Raw genomic sequence first — 20,250 nt, 5'->3', positions numbered from 1 at the left:
CGACGGGGCCCGGCGTGGCGGCCGTCATCCTCGGAATGGCGGGACGCGCGGGAGCCGCCGGTGTCCCGGGAGGGCTTCCCGGCGGCTTGCCAGAGCTGGGATCGGTAGGCTCGGACATCGCGCTCGTCTACTGGGCCACGGCGGGCAGGTCGTTGTTGGTGTGTCCAGCCAGGCGCGTGCTGCGGTTCGACTGGATGGACTTCTGGATGTCGTCCTCCGACATGCCAGACGACAGGGTGATGGTCGTCGACGTCTTCTGTCCCGTCTCCGTGTCGCACGCGGACACGTTCACCAGTCCGTCGGTGTTGATCTCGAAGGTGACCTCAATCTTCACCTCGCCGCGATAGCCGATGCGGAAGCCCGCGAACTCGAACTCACCGAGCATCTCGCACTCGTCGGCCCGGTTGGACTCGCCCTGATACACGCGAATCTTCACCTTCTCCTGCCCGTCGCGGCTGGTGGTGAACGCCTTCGAGCGGTCGATGGGCACCGGCGTGTTCTTGTCGATGATCTTCTCGGTGTATCCGCCCACCGTGCCGATGCGCAGCGTCAGCGGCGTGACGTCCACCAGGAACGTCTCCGTCCTGCTGTCCAGCAGCGCATGCGACTGGAGCGCCGCGCCCATGGCCACGACCTGGTCGGGGTTGATGCCCTCCAGCGGAGCCTTCTGGAAGTAGTGCTTCACGGAGTTGCGGATGATGGGCAGCCGCGTGGGCCCGCCCACCAGGATGACCGCGTCGATGTCCGCCGCCGTCAGTCGCGCGCTCTGCAGCGCCTCGTCGCAGACCTTGAACGTGCGCTGCACCAGGTCCATCACCATCCGGTTGAACTGGTCCTGGTTCAGCGTGTGGCGCAGGTCCATCACGTTGCCCTGCGCGTCCTGGCAGATGCCCGCGCACAGGATGTCCGCGGAGCCCGTCTGCCCCACGTCGATCTTCGCCTTCTCCGCGGCCTCCTTCAGCATCTGGAGGCAGAACTTGTTCTGCCGCAAATCCAGCCGCGTCTTGTTCAGGAAGTCGTCCGCCAGCCACGTCATGATGCGGTCGTCGAAGTCGTCGCCGCCCAGGTACGTGTCGCCCGCCGTCGCGAGCACCTCGAAGACGTCCTTGCCGATCTCCAGGATGGACACGTCGAACGTGCCGCCGCCCAGATCGTAGACGACGACGCGCTGGTTGACGTCCCGGCCGAAGCCGTACGCCAGCGCCGCCGCCGTGGGCTCGTTGAGGATGCGCAGCACCTCCAGCCCGGCGATGCGTCCCGCGTCCTTGGTGGCCTGCCGCTGGTTGTCGTTGAAGTACGCGGGGACCGTCACGACGGCCTTGGTCACCTCACGTCCCAGGTATGTCTCCGCGACGGCCTTCATCTCCTTGAGCACCAGCGCGGAGATTTCCGGCAGCGAGTACGCGCGCTCGCGCACGCCGATTCGCACCGAGTTGTTCTCGCCCTCGACGATGCGGTACGGCATCACCGCCTGCGCCTTCTTCACCTCGTCGGAGAAGTAGTAGCGACCGATGAGACGCTTGGCGGAGTACACCGTCGTCTCGGGGCTGGTGATGATGTTCTTCTTGGCCGCGTTGCCCACCAGCACCGAGCCATCCTCGAGGAAGGACACGCAGGAGGCGTGCGTCGTCTCTCCCCACTCGTTGGGGATGACGATGGGCTGGCCATCCTGGACCACCGACACGCACGAGTACGACGTGCCAAGGTCGATGCCGATTGCGATGTCGTCCGACATTCCATCTCCGGTGAAGGGTCTAGCCCGAGGCCGTCGGTGAAGCGCCCGGAGGTTAGGAGCCTCCGGAAGACGTGTCAATGTTCGATCAATGTAAAGCCCAGCCATTTCAAGCACTTAGCGAAGAGGCAAGGGGGCGTGCCCGCTGGCTTGAGGGGGGGAGGCGACGTCATTATCTATGAAGCAAAGGAGTTCTCCCTCATGTCCGTCGTCCTCGCAGCCCTCACGTCAGACCCGAACCTGCTCAGGTGCGAGCTCCACCGGCTCGCCGAGCAGGTGCTCGTACAGACGGAGCCTCGCGCCAACGCGGTGGGGGTGGGAGCCTACGCCCAGGACGAGGTCCTCCTGCGCCGCTTCTCCAGCGCGGAAGGTGAACCTTCGCTCGTGGGGCTCGCCCCACCGGGCGAGTCGGAGGCCCTGCTGTTCCATGCCAGCCGGCTCCCCGTGGGCCAGTCGCTGGAAGAGAACACCCAGCCGTTCCGCTCGCGCCGCTGGCTGTTCGCCCACCAGGGCAGTGTGAGTGGCTTCGACGAACTGCGTGCCTCCCTGCTGGCCTCGCTGCCGGAGCACCTGCAGCGTCAGGTACACGGCGCGACGGACAGCGAGGTGCTGTTCGCCCTCTTCCTGCGCCAGCTGCGCGACGTGGGGCGCACCGATGACCCGAGGCTGGAGGCGCACGTCGCCGGTCGCCTGCTGGCGGACACCGCGCGCGAGGTCATCAAGCGCTCCGTGGACGCGGGCATCCCCCGCGCCTCCACGCTCAACCTCGTCGCCACCAACGGCGCCGTCCTCGTGGCCTGCCGCTTCGGCGAGGAGCCGCTGTATTACTCTCGACTCGAAGGCGGCGCGGAGTGCGAGCCCTGCGGCGTGACGGCCAGCTCCTCCGAGTCCCAGCCCGCGGTGGGCGCCCACCGCCGCCGCCGCACCGTCGTCGTCGCCAGTCACCTGAAGCGCCCCGGCAGTTGGGTGGAGCTGCCTCGCGCCACCACCCTCGCCGTGGGGATGGACCTCCAGGTGCAACTGCTCAACGGCGGCTGAGCTCGAAAGGCGCTTTCCTGGTTGAACGCCCACGCACTTCGCGTGGGTAGTTCCCGCCCCGTGGCTCGCGGGGACGACGGCGCCAGAGCGACGGATTCCCGGAGCTTCCCGGCGCAAGCAGGTGAAGCGCGCGAGTAAAACGAAAAAACCCGGAATTTTAGACGTCTCTTTCGGGAAACCGAAGCGGATTTCATGGGTGCTTCGTGAATCGCTTTACAATCCCCGCGAAATTATTGCCTCATGCTGGCTTTATTCCACGGGATTTACTCCTGGATTGACTTTTGCCGTTGCCACTGCCCACGAGCGCCGCGCTGGAGTCCTGGTTGTCCGTGGTCGTCCGTCACCCCGCCTGGCTGTGCATCCGCGCGTTGGCTCGGGGGCCGGGGATGCCGGAGCGGCTCTTCCTGGGCCGAGAGGGACGTCCGGAGCCGTTGCCGAGCGAGAGCCTGGGTGAAGGAGGCGCGGCGGTGCGGAGGCTGACCGATGAGGTCCGGGTCTCCAATCGCGAGGGCGGCGGTCTGGACGTATTCGCGCGCAAGCGCTTGAAGAAGGAAGCAAGGAGACCGTGGTGAGTCGGGGCGTGACGAGTGCAGAGCTGCTGGGCGTCTTGCGGCACTTCATGCCCGAGACCGCCGCGCGGCTCGTGCTTCGAGGAACGCTGGAGTCGCTGCGGCTGTCGGCGGACGCGCTGGGCGCGGTGGAGCTGCCGCGCGTCATCGAAGCGCTGGAGCCCGCCTCGCGTTACTTCGTGGACCCGGCCCGTCGTCCGGACCTGGTCGCCCGCCTTCGAGCCCTCACCACGACGGACAGCGTTCCCTCGGGGCTGAACGCGCGTGAGCCGACCGCGGTCTCCGTGTTGCCCATGGCGATGGATGCGCGGCCCACCACGTATCTGGTGCGCACGGAGGCGGATGCCAGCCACGCGAGGCTCGCGGCGCGCGCGCTGTGCGAGGCGATGGGCGGGCGAGGCTACGAGTGCCAGAAGGTCGCGACGGCGGTGAGCGAGCTGGCGCGCAATCAAATCTCCTACGCGGGTGGCGGCACCATCCAGCTCATCCCCGTGCAGGCGCCGCGCAAGTTGTTGCGCGTTCGCGCGGAGGACCTGGGGCGGGGCATCCCCGAGTTGGAGCGCGTGCTGTCTGGCACCTACCGGAGCAAGACGGGCATGGGCCTGGGCCTGCTGGGTGTGAAGCGGCTGTCGGACAAGTTCGAGGTGAACACAGGCACCACCGGCACCCAGGTGGAGTTCGAGGTGTGGTTGTGACGTCGCCCCAAGGTGGGCGAGGTGGAGAACGGCGACGGCGTGGTGGTGCGCGTCGACGGGCCGTACACGCTCCTGGCGGTGGACTCGCCGGGCCATGGCCCCCGCCGCGGCGCTGACCGCTTCCGAGTTCATCGAGGAGACACATCATGGTCCGCATGTGGACGTTCGGTGACAGCAAGATGTGGTTCGAGTCGCCCGACTTCGTCCGACTGGTCCAGGTCGGGGTGTTCGACCTCAAGCTCATCCAGGCGCTGTGTGGAGTGGGGCGCGAGCTGATGGTGGCCCAGCCCCGGCTCTACCTTCTCTGTGATGCGCGCCGCGGGTCGAGCATCTCCCTGGAGGCACGCAAGGCGTTGAGCGAGACGCCAGAGGTGATGCCCTACGCGGGCATCGTCATCTTTGGCGCGAGCTTCGCGCTGCGCACCATGGCCAGCATGATGGGCACGCCCTCGGGCCTGCTGGGGCGGACGCAAGGCGCTTCGTTCGGCATGGTGGACACGGAGGAGGAGGCCCGGAGCTGGGTGGCCGCCCGGCGCTCGGTGCCAGGAGCCGTCCAGGCCTCCTGAAGCGGGGGGCGCGAAGAAATCTCCGCCCGGGAATGCAAAGAAAATCCCGGGGTGCCGACCCCCTGGCACGACGTGGGGGGAATGGGCGGGTCCGCCGACCCTGACCGCGTCTTGGCGCGATGGTCGCGCCAGGTTCCAGTCCGGAGATGACATCCATGAAGCTGATGCTTTCGGCCGTTGCCACGCTGTGCCTCGCGACGCTGCTATCCGCTTGCGGCGGGCCGTTCCCGGAGTCCACGCCCGACACCCACGAGGAGACGGCGCGCTCGCCGCTCCCGCCCATGCCCCTGCCCGGTGAAGAGGAGGAGCCGGGCGGCGGCTGCGGCGGCTGTGGCCCCACCAGCACGCCCGTCACCATCAACACCGCGCAGAACTCCACGCCGCCCGTCTCCATCCCCGCGAACGTGCCGCAGTACCCCTTGAGCGGAGGTCGCCCGGAGGACAAGTGCCGGCAGTCCAGCTACACGGCGGTGAGCTTCCTCAGCCCGCTCAGCCAGGGCGGGACGCTCACCTTCCACGGCGTCGTCGCGCCCAGCAGCAAGGCGAACTTCTACATCTACAACGCGCAGGGGCAGCTGGTGAAGACGCACCAGACCCCCCACTCGCATGACAACTGCGTCATCAACCAGACCACCGCCACCACCTACGAGCTGGTGCCGGGCACGTACTACGTCTACTCGTCGTTCTGGTTCATCGGCGTCTTCCTGAACTCCGGCTGGTACTACAACGGCAACCTCGGCCCCCTGGCCTGGAACAACCTCTACGTGGGCTCGTTCACCATCCAGTGACGTGAGGCCCCGCCTCGGCGGTGAGGATGTCGCCTCACCGCCGACGGCGCAGTCCGACAATGCCCACCCACGCCAGCCAGACGAGGCCGAGCGGGAAGGCGCCCGCGGTGCTGGAGCAGCCCACGCCACCGCCCTCCACGAGGCTGGGACGGATGACGTTCCACTGGTGATGGGCGGCGACGAGCTGCACGTTCCCCGCGAAGTCCGTCGCCAGCACATCCAGCGTGTGGGGGCCCTCCGACAGCGAGCGGACGGTGAGCGGATTCTCGCAGACCTCCAGGTCCACGCCGTCCAGCGTGCACTTGAAGCTGGCGACGGGCTCCGAGGTGGTCAGGGTGAAGGTGACCTCGGAGAGCGTGCTGGTTCCCTTGGGTCCGCCGCTCAGGGTGGTGGTCGGCGGGAGGACGTCCACGACGAAGGCGCGAGGCGTGGACGAGACTCCGGTGTTGCCCGCCACGTCCGTGGCCCAGACCAGCAGGTTCTGCGGACCGGAGATGATGGCCAGTCCAATCTGCACCGCCCACTCGCCGCGCTCGTTGGCCTGCGTCGTCCCCACTGTCAGGCCATTGAGGCTCGCGGTGAGTGTGGTCCCCGGCTCCGCCGTGCCGGTGATGGTGTTGAAGCCCGGCCCGACGATGGCCTCGGCCGTGGGCGTGACGACGAGCGGGGCCGCGGGCGCCGTGGTGTCCACGGTGAAGGCGTGGGAGCCGGACTCGGTGCTGGCCCGGCCGAAGGCGTCCGTGCAGTAGGCGCTGACCAGGTGGAGCCCATCCGTCAGGCCCGTCGCGGGCGTGAACTTCCACTCACCCGCGCTGTCGACGACGGGCTTCTGGTCCTGGGGCAGGCCATCCAGGCGCACGGTGAGGATGCAGTTCTGCTGGGCGGTGCCGCGGATGAGCGGCGTGCGCGTGTTCACGAGCGAGGCATTCGCGGGAGCCACCAGCCCGGGCTCGCTCGGGAGCACCAGGTCGAGCGTGAAGGAGCGCGCGATGCGAGGCCCCTGGTTGCCGGCGAGGTCCGTTGCCTGCACCTGGATGTCGTGCCGCCCGTGGGCGAGGGCCTGGGGAGGCTCGTAGGCCCAACTGCCCGCGCCATCCACGATGACTCCCGGCAGCCTGGTTCCATCCATGGTGATGAAGACGGTGCTGTCCGCCTCCGCCGTCCCGGCGATTCGAGGCCTGGCGGTGGTGAGCGTCGCGTTCTGGACCGGCTCGGTGACCACCGTGGTGGGAGGCGTCACGTCCACGCGGAAGGCCCTCGCGGACGACAGGTCTCCCACGTTGCCGGCGAGGTCGGTGGCCCTGACCTGCACGTCGTGCCGCCGCTCGGATAGCGCCGTCGCGGGGGCGAAGGTCCAGTTGCCGGAGCTCGTCGCCGTCACGGTGCCCGACAAGGCGCTGTCGATGAAGATGCTCACCCGGGCGCCCGCCTCGGTGGTGCCGACGAAGTCAGGGCGCTGCGAGGGCAGCACGGCCTCGGCGAGCGGAGTGGTGAGGGTGGGAATCACGGGGGCGAGGGTGTCCACGGTGATGTCGATGCCCGTGGAGGCGGCGCTCACGTTGCTCGCGGCATCCGTGGCGGTGGCCGTCACGGTGTGGATGCCGTTGGCCAGCGTGGTGATGACAGGCACGAGCCACTGTCCGTTGGCGCCCGTCACCGCCGTGGCGAACACGCTCTCGTTGATGAGGAGCTTGACCGTGCTCTGTCGCTCGGCGGTGCCCGAGAAGCCCGTTCCAGCCTGGCCCACCAGGATGCCCGAAGTGGGGGTCAGGATCGCGGGGGCGGCAGGGGCTGTCACGTCCACGGTGAAGCGGACCTCCGTGGCTGAGCTGGTGTTGTTCGCGGGGTCCGTGGCGGTGGCGGACACCAGGTGGGTGCCATCCGTGAAGCCCCGTCGCGTGGGCAGCGACCAGTTGCCGCTGGCGCTCGCCGTGGCGGTGCCGACCAGGTCCCCATCCACGGTGACATTCACGGTGCTGCGGGGCTCGGCGGTGCCGGAGAAGCCCGTCCCGTCCTGGCCCACCACCGTGTCGGGATTGGGCGTCAGGATGACCGGCGCGGCGGGCGCCGACAGGTCCACGGTGAAGCTCGTCTCCGCGGCGACGCTCGTGTTGTTCAGCGCGTCGGTGGCGGTGGCCGTCACCGCATGCGTGCCCGCGGTGAAGCCCGTGCGGACCGGGAGCGACCAGGCCCCCTCGGTGGTGGTGGTCGCGGACCCGGTGACGACGCCGTCGACATGGACGCGGACGATGCTCCGGGGCTCGGCGGTGCCCGAGAAGGCCGTGCCCGCGGGGCCCACCACGGTGGTGGGATTGGGCGTCTGGATGACGGGGGCGGCGGGCGCGGTGATATCCACGGTGAAGGTGGAGGTCGTGACGGCGCTGGTGTTGTTCGCGGCATCGGTGGCGGTGGCCGTCACGGTGTGCTGCCCATCCGTGAAGCCACTCTGCGTGGGCAGGGACCAGACCCCGGTGGCGGAGGCCTGGGTGTTTCCGACGGTGGTGCCATCCACGCGGACCGTCACGGTGCTCAGGTTCTCGGCGGTGCCGGAGAACGTCGTGCCCGAGGGGCCCACCACGACGCTGGGGCTCGGCGTGACGATGGCGGGGGCGGCGGGCGCGACGATGTCCACGGTGAAGCGGCGCTCCGCGACGGTGCTGACGTTGCCCAGCGTGTCGGTGGCGGTGGCCGTCACCGTGTGAGCGCCGTGGGTGAAGCTCGTGCTGACGGGCAGCTCCCACGTTCCGGTGGCGCTGGCCTGGACAGTGCCGACGGCGGTGCCATCCACGCTGACCTTCACCGTGCTCAGGTTCTCCGCGGTCCCGGAGATGGCCGTACCCACGGCGCCCACCAAGGCGCCTTCCGTTGGGACCAGGATGACGGGCGCGGCGGGGGCGGTGATGTCCACGACGAAGCCTCGGCTCGCGGCGCCGCTCGTGTTGTTCGCGGCGTCAGTGGCGGTGGCCGTCACCGTGTGACTGCCATTCGTGAACCCCGTCTGGGTGGGCAGGGACCAGGCACCCGTGGCGCTGGCCTCGGCGGTGCCGACGAGCGTGCCATCCACGCTGACCTTCACGGTGCTCAGGTTCTCGGCGGTGCCAGAGAAGGTTGTTCCAGCGGGACCGACGATGGCGCCCTCGGCCGGCGTCACGATGACGGGGACCGCGGGAGCGACGATGTCCACGGTGAAGCTGCTCTCCGCGGCGACGCTGACGTTGCCCAGCACGTCGGTGGCGGTGGCCGTCACCGTGTGCGTTCCATGGGTGAAGCCCGTCTGGGGCGCGAGCAACCAGGCCCCACCGGCGCTGGCCTGGCTGGTGCCGACGAGGTTGCCATCCACGCGGACCCTGACGGTGCTCAGGGCCTCGGCGGTGCCGGAGAAGCCAGTCCCCGTCGTTCCCACCACCACGAGGGGATTCGGAGTCTGGATGACCGGCGTGGCGGGCGGTGTCACGTCCACGGTGAAGCTGACGACCGCGGGCTGGCTCGTGTTGCCCGTCGGGTCCGTGGCGGTGGCGGACACCGTGCGGGTGCCGTTGGCGAAGCCCGTCCTCACGGGCAGCGACCACGTCCCGGTGGAGCTCGCCTGGACGGTGCCGACGGCGCTTCCGTCAACGCTGACATTCACGGTGCTGTTCGCTTCGGCGGTGCCGGTGAAGTCCGTGCCGGCGGGACCGACCACCGTCTCGGGATTCGGCGTCAGGATGACCGGCGGGGAGGGCGCCACGATGTCCACGGTGAAGGTGCGCTCCGCCGCGGTGCTCGTGTTGCCAGCGGCATCGGTGGCGGTGACCGTCACGGTGTGGGCCCCATGGGTGAAGCCCGTCTGAACGGGCACCGACCAGGCGCCGGTGGCACTCGCGGTGGGCGTGCCGACGGTGGCGCCATCCACGCGAACCGTCACGGTGCTCAGGTTCTCCGCGGTGCCGGTGAAGCCCGTGCCGGCAGAGCCGACCACGGCGCCGGAGGCGGGCGTCAGAATCACGGGCACGGCGGGCTTGCCCGTGTCCACGGTGAAGGTGCGCTCCGTGGCGGCGCTCGCGTTGCCGGCGGCGTCGGTGGCCGTGACGCTCAGGGTGTGGGGGCCCTCGGTGAAGGACGTGCTCGTCGGCAGGGACCAGGCCCCTGCGGCGGAGGCCTGGGTGGTGCCGACGATGGCGCCATCCAGCCGGGCGGTGATGAAGCTCCGGTTCTCGGCCGTGCCGGAGAAGCCGGTGCCAGCCGCGCCCACCACTGCGCCCGAGGCGGGCGTCGTAATGGTGGGAGCCGCGGGCGCCGTCGCATCCACGGTGAAGTCATTCGACGCGACAGGGCTGATGTTGCCAGCGGTGTCGGTGGCGGTGGCCGTCACCGTGTGCGCTCCTTCGCTCAGGGTGCTGACGGCGGGGACGGTCCATCGCCCGTCGCTGCCCGCCTGGGTGGTCCCTACGGGAGCTCCGTCCACGCGGACCGTCACGGTGCTCAGGTTCTCGGCGGTGCCCGTGTAGTCCGTCCCGGTCGCGCCCACCGTGTCACCTTCGGCCGGGGTCTGAATCACCGGAGCTGTGGGAGCGGTCTTGTCCACGGTGAAGGTGCGCTGCGCGGCGGTGCTCGTGTTGCCAGCGGCGTCGGTGGCTGTGACGCTCATCGTGCGCGAGCCCTCGGCGAGCGAGGTGTTCGTGGGCAAGGACCAGGCGCCGGTGGCGGAGGCCTGAATGGTGCCGACGCTGGTGCCATCGACGAGGACCGTGACGGAGCTCAGATTCTCGGCGGTGCCAGAGAAGCCCGTGCCGGCGGTGCCCACCACGGCGCCCGAGGCGGGCGTCGTAATCGTGGGAAGGGTGGGAGCGGTCTTGTCCACGGTGAAGGTGCGCTGCGCGGCGGTGCTCGTGTTGCCGGCGGCGTCGGTGGCCGTGACGCTCATCGTGCGCGAGCCCTCGGCGAGCGAGGTATTCGTGGGCAAGGACCAGGCGCCGGTGGCACTCGCCTGAATGGTGCCGACGCTGGTGCCATCCACGAGGACCGTGACGGAGCTCAGGTTCTCGGCGGTGCCAGAGAAGCCCGTGCCGGCGGTGCCCACCACGGCGCCCGAGGCAGGCGTCGTAATCGTGGGTGCGGTGGGAGCGGTCTTGTCCACGGTGAAGGTGCGCTGCGCGGCGGTGCTCGTGTTGCCAGCGGCGTCGGTGGCTGTGACGCTCATCGTGCGCGAGCCCTCGGCGAGCGAGGTGTTCGTGGGAAGGGACCAGGCGCCGGTGGCGGAGGCCTGAGTGGTGCCGACGCTGGTGCCATCGACGAGGACCGTCACGGAGCTCAGGCTCTCGGCGGTGCCGGAGAAGCCCGTGCCGGCGGTGCCCACCACGGCGCCCGAAGCAGGCGTCGTAATCGTGGGAGCGGCGGGCGCTGTCGTGTCCACCGTGAAATGGCGCTCCGCGACGGGACTCGTCTCGCTGTCCGCGTCGGTGGCGGTGACGGTCAGCGTATGAGCCCCCTCCTCGAGCTCAAGGTCCGTCGGCAGCGACCACGTTCCGGTGACGCTCGCCTCGATGCTGGCGTAGGGGACGCCATCCAGCAGGACATCCACCGTGCTCTCGGCCTCGGCGGTGCCGGAGAAGCCCGTACCGGCGGTGCCCACGGCGGCGCCCTCGGTCGGCGTCAGAATCACCGGCACGAGGGGAGGCGCCAGGGCCTCCACGGTGAAATAGACAGGGTCGCTCGAAAGGCTGCTCAGCCCCTCGAACTCGGCGTGGGCGGTGAGCGAGTAGATGCCGTCATCCAGGTCCTTCGGCACACGGACGGAGAAGTCTCCAGAGGCCCCCACCTGCGTGGCGGGGAGCTCCTGCTCCGGCGTGGCGGGGCGCTCCACGTTGCCCATGCGCAGGAAGACCGTGGCGCCGGGATCTCCCGTGCCCGTGATGACCGGCGTCGGAGCCAGCATCGACTGGCCGTCGCCGGGCGTGGTGATGGCCGGCGTCCTCGGAATGATGAGCGCGTGCTCCACCAGCGTGGCGTCACCTGGCTCACCCACGCTCGTGCCGGCATTGCCGGAAGCGTTTTCTCCGCCCGTCACGCGGACAGGGCAGCCCGTCAGCGTGCCCGCCTGGAGCAGCACCTTGCCACCCGCTCCGGGGCCGAATCCCTCGCCGATGCCGAAGGACTCCGAGGGAGTCCCGGGCCCGCCCTGGGCCATCAACGCCTCGCACTCGGCGCTCTCCACGAGCCGCGCGGAGATGCTTCCTCCTTCGCCACCGCCCTCGGTGCCCAAGTCCCACGGCATCGCCTGTCCATTGGCTTCGATGCGTCCCGCGCCCGTGAGCCTGCGCGCCCGGAAGAAGACGACACCACCATCCCCCAAGGGCTGCCGACGCAGCAGCGCGCCGCTCGCGGTGATGATGCCGCCGTTGTGCAGCGTCCCGGAGGCCAGGAAGGCCACTACGCCACCGGAGGTCCCATTCCAGCTCCGGGCCTTCAGCTCGCCCGTGGGATGGATGGTGACGCTCGTGTACTCAGGGACTCGGATGACCTGCGTGGAGAAGGGCACGAAGTCGTTCAGCAGGGGCCGGGTCAACGTCAACAGGCCTCCGCGCACCCGAGCCACGCGCGCCAGCTCCCAGACGCCCTCGGGGCTCTGCTCCCGAGGACCAAAGGTGAACGTGGCCACGGACGAGGCCCGCACGGGACCGACACCCACGGTCTGCAACACCATCACCAGGTCACCCGCCTCGAAGCCCTCGGCGGCGTCGACTCGAAGCTCGTGGTCTCCCTTGTTCAGCGGCGCCGTCACCGCGGCATAGCTGTTGATGACCCGGCTCTCGTGCGCCTGGACGGTCAGCGTCTCGTCACGCCCGGCGCCGAGCCCGAAGACATCCGCCTCGGCGAATGCGGGAAGCGCGACCAGCGCCAGGGCGCAGGTCAGAAGGTGCATCCATCCCGATGTTTTCATGGCGAGGCTTCCTGGGTTGTCGGCAGCATGAGGAGGAGCTCGACCCGGCGGTTTCGCTCTCGGCCCTCGGGGGTGCTGTTGCTTTGAGCGGGATGTTCCGGGCCGTAGCTCCGGAGCCGCAGCTTGTTGGGGGCCACCCCGTGTTCCACGAGGTAGCGCCACACCGCCTCGGCGCGACCGCGGCCCAGGCGGGGATTGAACGTCTCCGCGGTCGAGTCATCCGTATGACCGTCGACCGTCATCATCTTCACCGCGGGATTCGTGAGCAGCATCTCCACGGCGCGGTCCAGGTCGGCGGACTCGGCGGGCAGCTCCGTGCTGCCCGACCTGAAGTACACCTTGCCCTCGAGCACGAAGCGGTCCCTCGACACGTTCGCGATGGGCGACATCTCTCCTGGGCCCGGAATCATCGAACCCATCTCGCTCTGGAACTCGCTCGCGCGCCTCGTCGGCGTGGGCAGGGGCACCGACTCGTGGACGATGCTCGTGTCCGTGTCCGGCCTCGAGTCCTCACCCAGCATGTACGAGAAGGAGACGCCCGCGAGCAGCCGGAAGAGGGGGATGCCCGGCTCCGCGCCGAAGCCCAGGCCGGCGAGCGCGAACAGCTCCACGCCTTCCCGAGGCGCATAGCGCCCGCCTCCCAACAGCTCCACCGCGCCCCGCGCCTGCTTCCAGGAAAGGCCCGCGTTGAGCGCCAGCTCCGCCCGCAGGGGCGAGCCCACCGTCATCAACCCCGCGCCAATCCGAAGCTCGCTGCCCAGCTCACGCGACTCCAGCGTGGGGACCTGGATGACCGCGGTGGGGCGCAGCAGCACGCCCAGCTCGAAGGAGGGTGCGAAGTTGGTGCCCAGCCTTCCTCCCACCATCATCTTCGCGAGGAGGCTCGTCTCCGATTCGCGCGCCAGCGCGCCCTGCGTGCCCAGGGGGAGGAAGACCCCCACGTCGGCGGCCAGGTCCACGGAGTCGTCGTCCTCCGTGCGCAAGATGCCCACGCGCGCTCCCACGCGGGGAGCGCCGACGCCATGTCGCGTGGGGGCAATCACTCCCTGTGAGAGCGTGTCATCACCCTCGCGCTGGGTCAGCACGGGCAGCCGGACGTCGAGCTGGAGCCGGGAGCTCAGGCCCCAACCCATGACGAACACCGCCGTCGAGCGACTGCGCAAGAGGGGGATGTTCTCCCCCTTGGCGTTCAAGGTCAGCGGCGCGTGCTGGTAGTGACCGAGCACCATCACCCGCAGTTCACCGTCGCGGAGCACGGTGCCGCCGCCCGTCGCCAGGGGACCCGGGCCTGGATTCACCTCCAGGCGCTCCAGGGTGAACGCTGGAAGGGCCGCTGGCTCCTGGGCGCGAGCCACCTGCGCCAGCAGCAGCGCCGCCAGCGTCCATCTCCGCAGCCACCTGGCGCACCAACCGCTCATCCGCGTCCCATGGCACGTGACAGACAAAGGGGTTCATGCGGGAGACAGCCCGCGGACACGCGCCGGGTTGAGGCTGAGAGCAAGGCACGTACCAAGGCCGCTGCGTCGTAAGCAACCCAGGTGGGGCCCCGCCATGCGTGCCGGTGGAACGCGGTTGCGTCCCCATGGACCGCAACGAGGACGCGGAGCGGCGGATTCCAGGGCCACGGGGCCGGCTTGGGGCTGGCACGGAACGGGCAAGTGCACGCGGGACGCATGGCCTTCCAGGAACGACTCGCGCTGTCCCTCACGCTGACCCAGGGCGGGCAGACGTTCGTCATTCCCGGGGGACAGGTGGAGGCCTTCTCCATCCAGCTCCTGCCGCACGGCTTCACCGCCTCGGTGAGCTTCTGGACCGGACTGGAGAAGGACGACGCGGCCCTCTTCACCGCCTTCTCCACCCAGGACCTCCTGGACGTGAAGCTCTCCATCATCAAGGGGGGCTACCCCGTTCCGACGACGCCTCCAGAGCCGCTCAAGCTCCATGGACTGGCGCGTGCCCGGGGACTGGAGGCGCGGACGCACGGCCCGGTGGCGGGGGCGGAGGTGCGCTTCCGGCGCTACACGGTGGAGTTCGAGGACGCCGCCCGGGTGCTCTGGCGTCAGCACCGTCCCACCGAGCTGCGCACGGACACCACGCTCGCGGCCCTGCTGACGGAGCACACGGCGGGGGCCTTCGCGCTGGACTGCGACTGGGACGTGCTCGACGAGAAGCGGCCCCTCATCTGTCTCGCGCTGGGGGAGGACGCGCCGGGCGTGGGCTTCCACGACTTCGTCGCCTGGCTGGCGGCGAGCCGGGGCGGCAGCTGGACCTATGACAGCGTGAAGGACCGCTATGCGTTCCTGGGCCGCAAGGCGCCCGTGGCCAGGGCCGCGCCTCTGTCGAGGGAGAAGGTGGAGCGGGTGGAGGTGGTGATGCCGCCCGTGCCCCGGCACGCGGCTCGCGTCCTCAATGCCTCCGCGCTCCAGTCCTCCACGCTGGAGGTCCCGGCGACCGTCGGTGTCGCGGGGCTCCATCAGGACTACCTGGTGCGCACGCCCATCGTCTCCCAGATGGAGCAGCGGCAGACGCTGGAGGTCTCCCGACTGCGTGTTCCCCAGCGGCGGCTGCGACTCACGTTCGGCCACTACCCCACCGTCGCGGTGAGTCCCGGCGCGGGCATCCGGCTGGAGGGCGCGCTGTGGGGCCGCGCGGCGGTGGGGATGGGGGAGGACCTCCGCTCGGTGGAGCTGGTGCTTTCGGCTCGGTCGCTCGACGAGGGGCCTCACGCGGGGTTGCAGAACACGGACGCGGGCTTCGACATGGAGATGTCGCTCCTGGTGGAGCGCACGACGGACACCACGGTGACGCTGCCGGCGCATCGCACGCCGCGCTATCCAATCCACGTCGAGGGCAAGGTGCTCAGCCCCGGAGGCGGGGAGAAGGACCGCATCTACCTGCTGTCGGAGGACAAGAAGACCTCGGTGCTCACGTGGCGTGTGACGGTGCCGCTGTGGAACAAGTCGGTGAGCGTGCCGGCCGAGCCGGGCTTCTTCCCTGGCCACTTCTACTTCCCGCCGTACAAGAACGCGCGCGTGCTGGTGGAGCTGCACTTCGACCGGGCGGAGCTGCACCGCCACCTCGACTGGGCGGACGCCGCGCGGCTTCCACAGGACGGGCAGGGCGACGGAATCCTGCTGGGGAAGAACGACACCAGTCAGACCTCCATCGTCCACGACTACCAGGACATGAAGCCCGTGTGGCACTTGCGCAGAGTCTCCGGTCCGGACACCGAGACGGTGCGCATGGCCGAGGGCGTGATGATGTTCCGCACGAAGGAGGAGACCGGCGTCGCCGCCGCCGAGTCCACCTACGATGTCTCGCCGCAAGTCGAGACGGCGCGCGCGGACCTCACGGCGGGAGTGAGTGGAGCCATGGGCGAGACGACCGCCGCGTACAAGACGGCGGCGGGTGCCTCGCAAGCGAAGCTGGACGGCGCCACGACGGAGACGCAGGCGAAGCTGGAGGCCGCGCAGGCGGCGGTGGATGCGAAAGTCGCGGAGACGCGGGCCGCGCTCAACGGCGCCCTGTCGGGACTCAATGGAACCACCGCTCCGCTGGACGGCGCCGCGACAGAGGCCCGCGCGGCGTTGGAGCGACTCAAGTGACGCGCGAGGCGCGGGTGTCTGGGCGTCGTCGATTGGCGCGAGTGAGCCGAAGGGAGGTCGAGTCGTGAAGGCATTGCTGGGCACGTTGACGGAGCTTCGGGGCGACCTGGAGTCGTGCGGGACGGGCTGCACGGCGCGCGTGGGCTCCTCGCGCACGGCCGTCGAGTCCGTGGGGAGCGGCATCGAAGCCCTCATCACGTCGATTCGACCCGAGCTGGAGCCCGTGCTCGCGGCGCTCCTGGGGCGCATCGACGCGCTGGACGCGAAGCTGGCGTCGCGAAAGGACGACGAGGACGCGGCCCGGTTGCGCGCGGAGTTGTCGCCCTTGCGCGCCCAGGTGGATGGCGCCTCCGCGTCGATGGCGTCCTCGTTGACCGCGCTGGAGGGAAGCGTGGGCGCGCCATTGCGTACGAGCCGGGAGGGCGCGGCGACGTCGCTGGGCACGCTCGAGACGACGATGTCCGGGCAGGTCGAGTCCCTGCTCGCGCAGGTGGAGACGGTGGAGAAGGCCGTGGTGCCCGCCCAGGCGCAGGTGGAAGGCATCATCACCCAGGCGGGCGAGGCGCTGGATGCGCTGGTGAAAGGCGCTGTCGCCGCCGTCGCCGCCATCCGTGAACCGTTGCAACAGGCGGTCAACACCGCGCTCGCGACGCTGGAGACCGTCCTCGCGCAGCTGGCCACGGTGAAGGAGCAGGTGCTGGCGCTCTTCACGCCGCTGCCCGCGGTGCTGGAGCAACTCCAGACGCTGTATCAGACGCTCGTCGGCTCGCTGGAGGCACTGCTCACGCGCGTGAGCACGTTGTTGGATGCGATTCCCGCGGCGAACCTCCCCAAGCCGCTCGTGACTCCGGCGGTGCAGGCCATCACGCAGGTGGTGACGCAAATCACCACGCAGCTCGGCACGTTCTCCTCGCAGATGGCGACGCAGATGTCCTCGCTCCAGGAGCAGGTGCTCACCCAGGTGGACACGGTGAAGACCCAGGCCCTGCAGCAGGTGGATACGCTCCAGCAGCAGCTCGTGCAGCAGGTCGACACGCTGAAGCAGGCCGTCCTCGCGCAGGTGGAGCCCGCGAGCGCGCAGATGGATGCCGCGGTGTCCGCCGCTGTCACGCAGGTGGGGACCGCGAGGGACCAGGCCGTCGCGCAAGTCACGACCATCCAGGACCAGATGACCGCTCAGGTGGACGCGGTGAAGTCCCAGGTGAAGGAGCGGCTCCCCGCGCTGGAGCAACAGGTCGACGCAGGGGCGCAGGCGGCCCAGGCACAGATGGAGGCCGCGGGTGCTTCCGCAGAGGAGCAGGTCACCACGGCGCGCACCGGTATGAAGTCCCAGGTGGACGGCGTGGCGAGCAGCGTCGGTGCGTCACTCGATTCATTGGAGGCACGGATGACGCTGCCTCCTGTGCCGCCGGTACCGTCAGTGCCTGGAGGCCCGCTCAGGGCGTGAGGCGCCGTCAAGCCGCAGGGTGATTCGGAAGACGAATGGTTGTCGTGGACCTGCGCCGGCTCGTGCGAATCGTGGCCCGTAGTAGTGCAGTTGGGTGGTGGTGGACTTGCTGGACAGCGTTTGCGCGCTGCGAGCCTCCGGACTGTTCCTCACCGTCGTGGCCTTCGACGTCACGGGCACGGTTGGCAACGAGCGCGCCGCGAAGATGGCCGACCTGCGGTTGACGCGTCGCGCGGAGTTCCGCTACACCTCTGGCCAACGGTGGGGCTGTGAGCTTGTCGCGGGATATGACCTCTCTTGCCGCGTCGTGGCCGCAGACCCACCTCAGTGGCTCGCGAGAAATCCTGGCTTGGCGCCTCACTTCCGGATGGTCCAGGACCTCTCCTGGGCGCCCATGGCCTGCTGTACGTTGGGACGCTCTCGCAAACTGCATTTTGAGTGCAGCCATATACGGCACTGCAATCGCCTGCTCTCGCTCTCATTGAGTGGGCAGCTCGGCCGGTCAGCCGAGCTGCCATCATCCCTGATACAGGGACCAGCGCCACGCAGGTGGCGCCGCGAGGCTTCCTGCTGCCGCACCGCTTTCGGAGAGGGCTCGCTGCCCTCAATCATGCCTCAGTATTTGGTGAAAATCCAATGAGTGGTGCCAACTGAGTCAACCTCAACAAAGGCAGAGGGGGCAGTACCGCCACAGGCGCCATAGGCAATGAACCTCAAGGTGATGGGAGTCCACGTGGGGGTTGTGTTACACATCCAATACTTCTGTCCGGTATAGATCCGCTCACAGCCGAACTCAATATGGCTGAACTCAAGGTCCGCATAGATGGGCGAATTGACCCAGCAGTAGCTCGACGGCAATGTCGGCGATGTCGTGGTTCCCTCGCCACTTCCGTCAATGGTGATGAAATGATCGCCGCCAGTGCCGAGGTAGTAGTTCCCGATAAGGGGATCGCTCGGGTCAAGATTGGCCTTGTTGATGCCTGGCTCTTGCTCCTGATTGTTGGCAGTGTCTGCCAGTTCTCCGCATGCAAAGGTGGAGAGGGCGAGGATGGTGATGAGTATGCGGGTTGGCTGCATGCTGTGACTCGCGTGCAAGGAGTGAAACCGTCGGCCTGACCGGTATTGCGTGTCTATCATATTGGGCGGCCTGGTGGCTTGGAAGTTTGTTGGCATGCCAAGTCTTGCCTGGAGACTATTGTTCGCTGGGTAGGTATTCATCGGCTGGTGTGTGATTGAAGAGCCCGCTGGGCCGATGACGGTAGGTGGGACGGTGCTCGTCGGTGGTGACCGCGACGTGACGCACCGCCACTTGTGACGGAATTCGACTCCCTGGGCGTGCGGATGGTGACATTGGAGGCGCGGCTGGGAGCGTCGTTTCGAGCGGCTTGGGCACGCCGCTCGAAGCCTTGCGCAGTTCGTCTTCAAATAGGGGAGTTCCTTGCTCTTTTTCAAAGACAGCACGCTGGAAGTGCTTGAGTTGTGACTCAATGCTGCCGACGCCCTATTGGGGGGGGCGAGGATCTCCCGCTCGAACTCCTCGGCTCGCTCACCTGAAGGATCCCCTCATTTAGCGAGTTGATCCTCAGTCGCCTGCTTGGCTGGCGAGTGCGCCAAGGCAGTGGCGCGGTGCAGAAGATGCAGCCATGCTGGAGTGTAACGGACCGGGGTAATGGATCGCAGGCGGGTCACCCAAGGTGTTCGTAGCGGGGTCGGCCAAGCGGATCGCCCCGGGGTCGGCCAAGCGGACCTTGAGTCGGAGCAGTCGGGACGGCGGTCCGCACACCCCTGAGACAGTTGAAAGAAACGCGGCTGGCAGGTGGGGTGAGCGCCTACCCGGCCCGTCATCCCGTGCATCCTCGCGAGTCCACGAGCACCGCCCCCGCGGTGCGCCCAGGGACGCGCGCGGATGAGCTACCGGAGAGTCGACATGGACAGGTTGAGAGAGTTGGTGCGGTTGCACCGCATGGGGACGGGTGCGCGCGAAGTGGCCCGGCTGTTGGGCATGGGGCCGAATACGGAGAGGGCGTATCGCGCGGCGCTCGTGGCGGGTGGTGTCCTGGAAGGACGCGCTGACGAGGTGCCTGAGCTGGAAGCGCTCAAGGCAGTGGTGCAGGAGCACCTGCCGTCCAAGGTGTCACCGCAGCAGACATCCTCGCTGGTGCCCTGGCAGGGACGAGTCGAGACGCTGCTGGGCCAGGGACTGGGGCCTCGCGCCATCCACGACAGGCTCCGGCTGGAGGTGGAGGGCTTCGCGGCGAGCACCTCGGCGGTGAAGCGCATGGTGCGACAGCTGCGCAAGGCGCGAGGTGTCCGGGCCGAGGACGTGGCCATCCCCGTCGTGACGGCGCCAGGAGAGGTGGCACAGGTGGACTTCGGCTACGTCGGCAAGCTGCTGTGCCCCAGGCAGAAGGTGGCGCGCAAGGCGTGGGTGTTTGTCCTGGTGCTGGCGCACAGCCGCTACCTGGTGGCCGACGTCGTCTTCGAGCAGTCGCTGCCGACATGGCTGCGGCTGCACGTGGACGCCTTCGAGCAGTTGGGCGGCGTGGTGGAGACGGTGGTACCGGACAACCTGAAGGCCGCCGTACTGCGCGCGGCATTCACCCCGGACGAGCCGTCCGCCCTCAATCGCAGCTACCGGGAGGTGGCTCGGCACTATGGCTTCAAGGTGGACCCGACACCGCCGTACGCACCCCAGAAGAAGGGCAAGGTGGAAGCGGGCGTCAAGTACGTCCAGTCCAACTTCTTCAAGGGCCGAGATGGCCAGTGTTGCGAGGCGAGCTGGTTGATGGACGAGCAATCCGCCTGGTTGATGGGCATCACCGAGCGCGAGCGTGAGCGAGCGCGCTCGGAGATGGGAGCGGCCTACTGATTGGCGGAGTCGGTGTCGAGCA

The 20,250-nt window shown here is 68.8% G+C and carries 12 protein-coding genes; 8 read left to right on the top strand and 4 right to left on the bottom strand.

What is annotated here, in order from left to right; translation table 11 throughout:
* Window positions 1-127 precede the first annotated feature (127 nt).
* Entirely contained in the window at window positions 128-1,735 is a 1,608-nt protein-coding gene (dnaK, locus tag HUW62_RS35135; RefSeq protein WP_163868489.1) for a molecular chaperone DnaK, read from the bottom strand.
* Window positions 1,736-1,933: 198 nt separating this feature from the next.
* Here dnaK and HUW62_RS35130 point away from each other — a divergent pair, with 198 nt between their 5' ends.
* The 5 genes from HUW62_RS35130 to HUW62_RS35110 all read left to right on the top strand — a co-directional run bounded on the left by HUW62_RS35130 (window position 1,934) and on the right by HUW62_RS35110 (window position 5,388).
* On the top strand, window positions 1,934-2,770 hold the full coding sequence (locus tag HUW62_RS35130) for a class II glutamine amidotransferase (RefSeq protein WP_163868490.1): 837 nt from the start codon (window positions 1,934-1,936) through the stop codon (window positions 2,768-2,770).
* A gap of 287 nt (window positions 2,771-3,057) precedes the next feature.
* Complete coding sequence (locus HUW62_RS35125) at window positions 3,058-3,342, top strand: hypothetical protein (RefSeq protein WP_255203834.1); 285 nt, start codon at window positions 3,058-3,060, stop codon at window positions 3,340-3,342.
* 8 nt (window positions 3,343-3,350) lie between these two features.
* Window positions 3,351-4,034: an ATP-binding protein gene (locus HUW62_RS35120; protein WP_368670549.1), complete on the top strand. Its 684-nt coding sequence runs from the start codon at window positions 3,351-3,353 to the stop codon at window positions 4,032-4,034.
* A gap of 146 nt (window positions 4,035-4,180) precedes the next feature.
* Entirely contained in the window at window positions 4,181-4,600 is a 420-nt protein-coding gene (locus HUW62_RS35115; RefSeq protein ID WP_176436902.1) for an STAS/SEC14 domain-containing protein, read from the top strand.
* Between the two features lie 155 nt (window positions 4,601-4,755).
* A complete protein-coding gene (locus HUW62_RS35110; protein ID WP_163868492.1) occupies window positions 4,756-5,388 on the top strand; it encodes a hypothetical protein in 633 nt (210 codons plus the stop codon).
* A gap of 34 nt (window positions 5,389-5,422) precedes the next feature.
* On the opposite strand, the gene HUW62_RS35105 is transcribed toward HUW62_RS35110, so the two are convergent.
* Complete coding sequence (locus tag HUW62_RS35105) at window positions 5,423-12,307, bottom strand: Ig-like domain-containing protein (protein ID WP_176436901.1); 6,885 nt, start codon at window positions 12,305-12,307, stop codon at window positions 5,423-5,425.
* Window positions 12,304-13,725 carry an OmpA family protein gene (locus tag HUW62_RS35100; protein ID WP_163865862.1) on the bottom strand — a complete coding sequence of 474 codons (1,422 nt, stop codon included), beginning with the start codon at window positions 13,723-13,725 and terminating at the stop codon, window positions 12,304-12,306. Before HUW62_RS35100 ends, HUW62_RS35105 begins: the two co-directional genes overlap by 4 nt.
* A 255-nt stretch (window positions 13,726-13,980) precedes the next feature.
* Here HUW62_RS35100 and HUW62_RS35095 point away from each other — a divergent pair, with 255 nt between their 5' ends.
* Both HUW62_RS35095 and HUW62_RS35090 read left to right on the top strand, forming a co-directional pair.
* Window positions 13,981-15,912, top strand: coding sequence for a hypothetical protein (locus tag HUW62_RS35095; RefSeq protein WP_176436900.1), 1,932 nt, complete (start codon window positions 13,981-13,983; stop codon window positions 15,910-15,912).
* Between the two features lie 64 nt (window positions 15,913-15,976).
* Window positions 15,977-17,359: a hypothetical protein gene (locus tag HUW62_RS35090; RefSeq protein WP_176436899.1), complete on the top strand. Its 1,383-nt coding sequence runs from the start codon at window positions 15,977-15,979 to the stop codon at window positions 17,357-17,359.
* A gap of 615 nt (window positions 17,360-17,974) precedes the next feature.
* On the opposite strand, the gene HUW62_RS35085 is transcribed toward HUW62_RS35090, so the two are convergent.
* Window positions 17,975-18,436, bottom strand: a complete 462-nt coding sequence (locus HUW62_RS35085) for a hypothetical protein (protein ID WP_176436898.1) — start codon at window positions 18,434-18,436, stop codon at window positions 17,975-17,977.
* An 850-nt stretch (window positions 18,437-19,286) separates the two neighbouring features.
* Here HUW62_RS35085 and istA point away from each other — a divergent pair.
* Window positions 19,287-20,228, top strand: a complete 942-nt coding sequence (gene istA, locus HUW62_RS35080) for an IS21 family transposase (RefSeq protein WP_176436897.1) — start codon at window positions 19,287-19,289, stop codon at window positions 20,226-20,228.
* The last annotated feature ends 22 nt before the right edge of the window (window positions 20,229-20,250 follow it).

This window comes from Myxococcus sp. AM011, assembly GCF_013372595.1.
Classification (GTDB): domain Bacteria; phylum Myxococcota; class Myxococcia; order Myxococcales; family Myxococcaceae; genus Myxococcus; species Myxococcus eversor.
The sequence above is the reverse complement of the archived record's forward strand: the minus strand, read 5'-3'. Positions and strand labels throughout refer to the sequence as shown.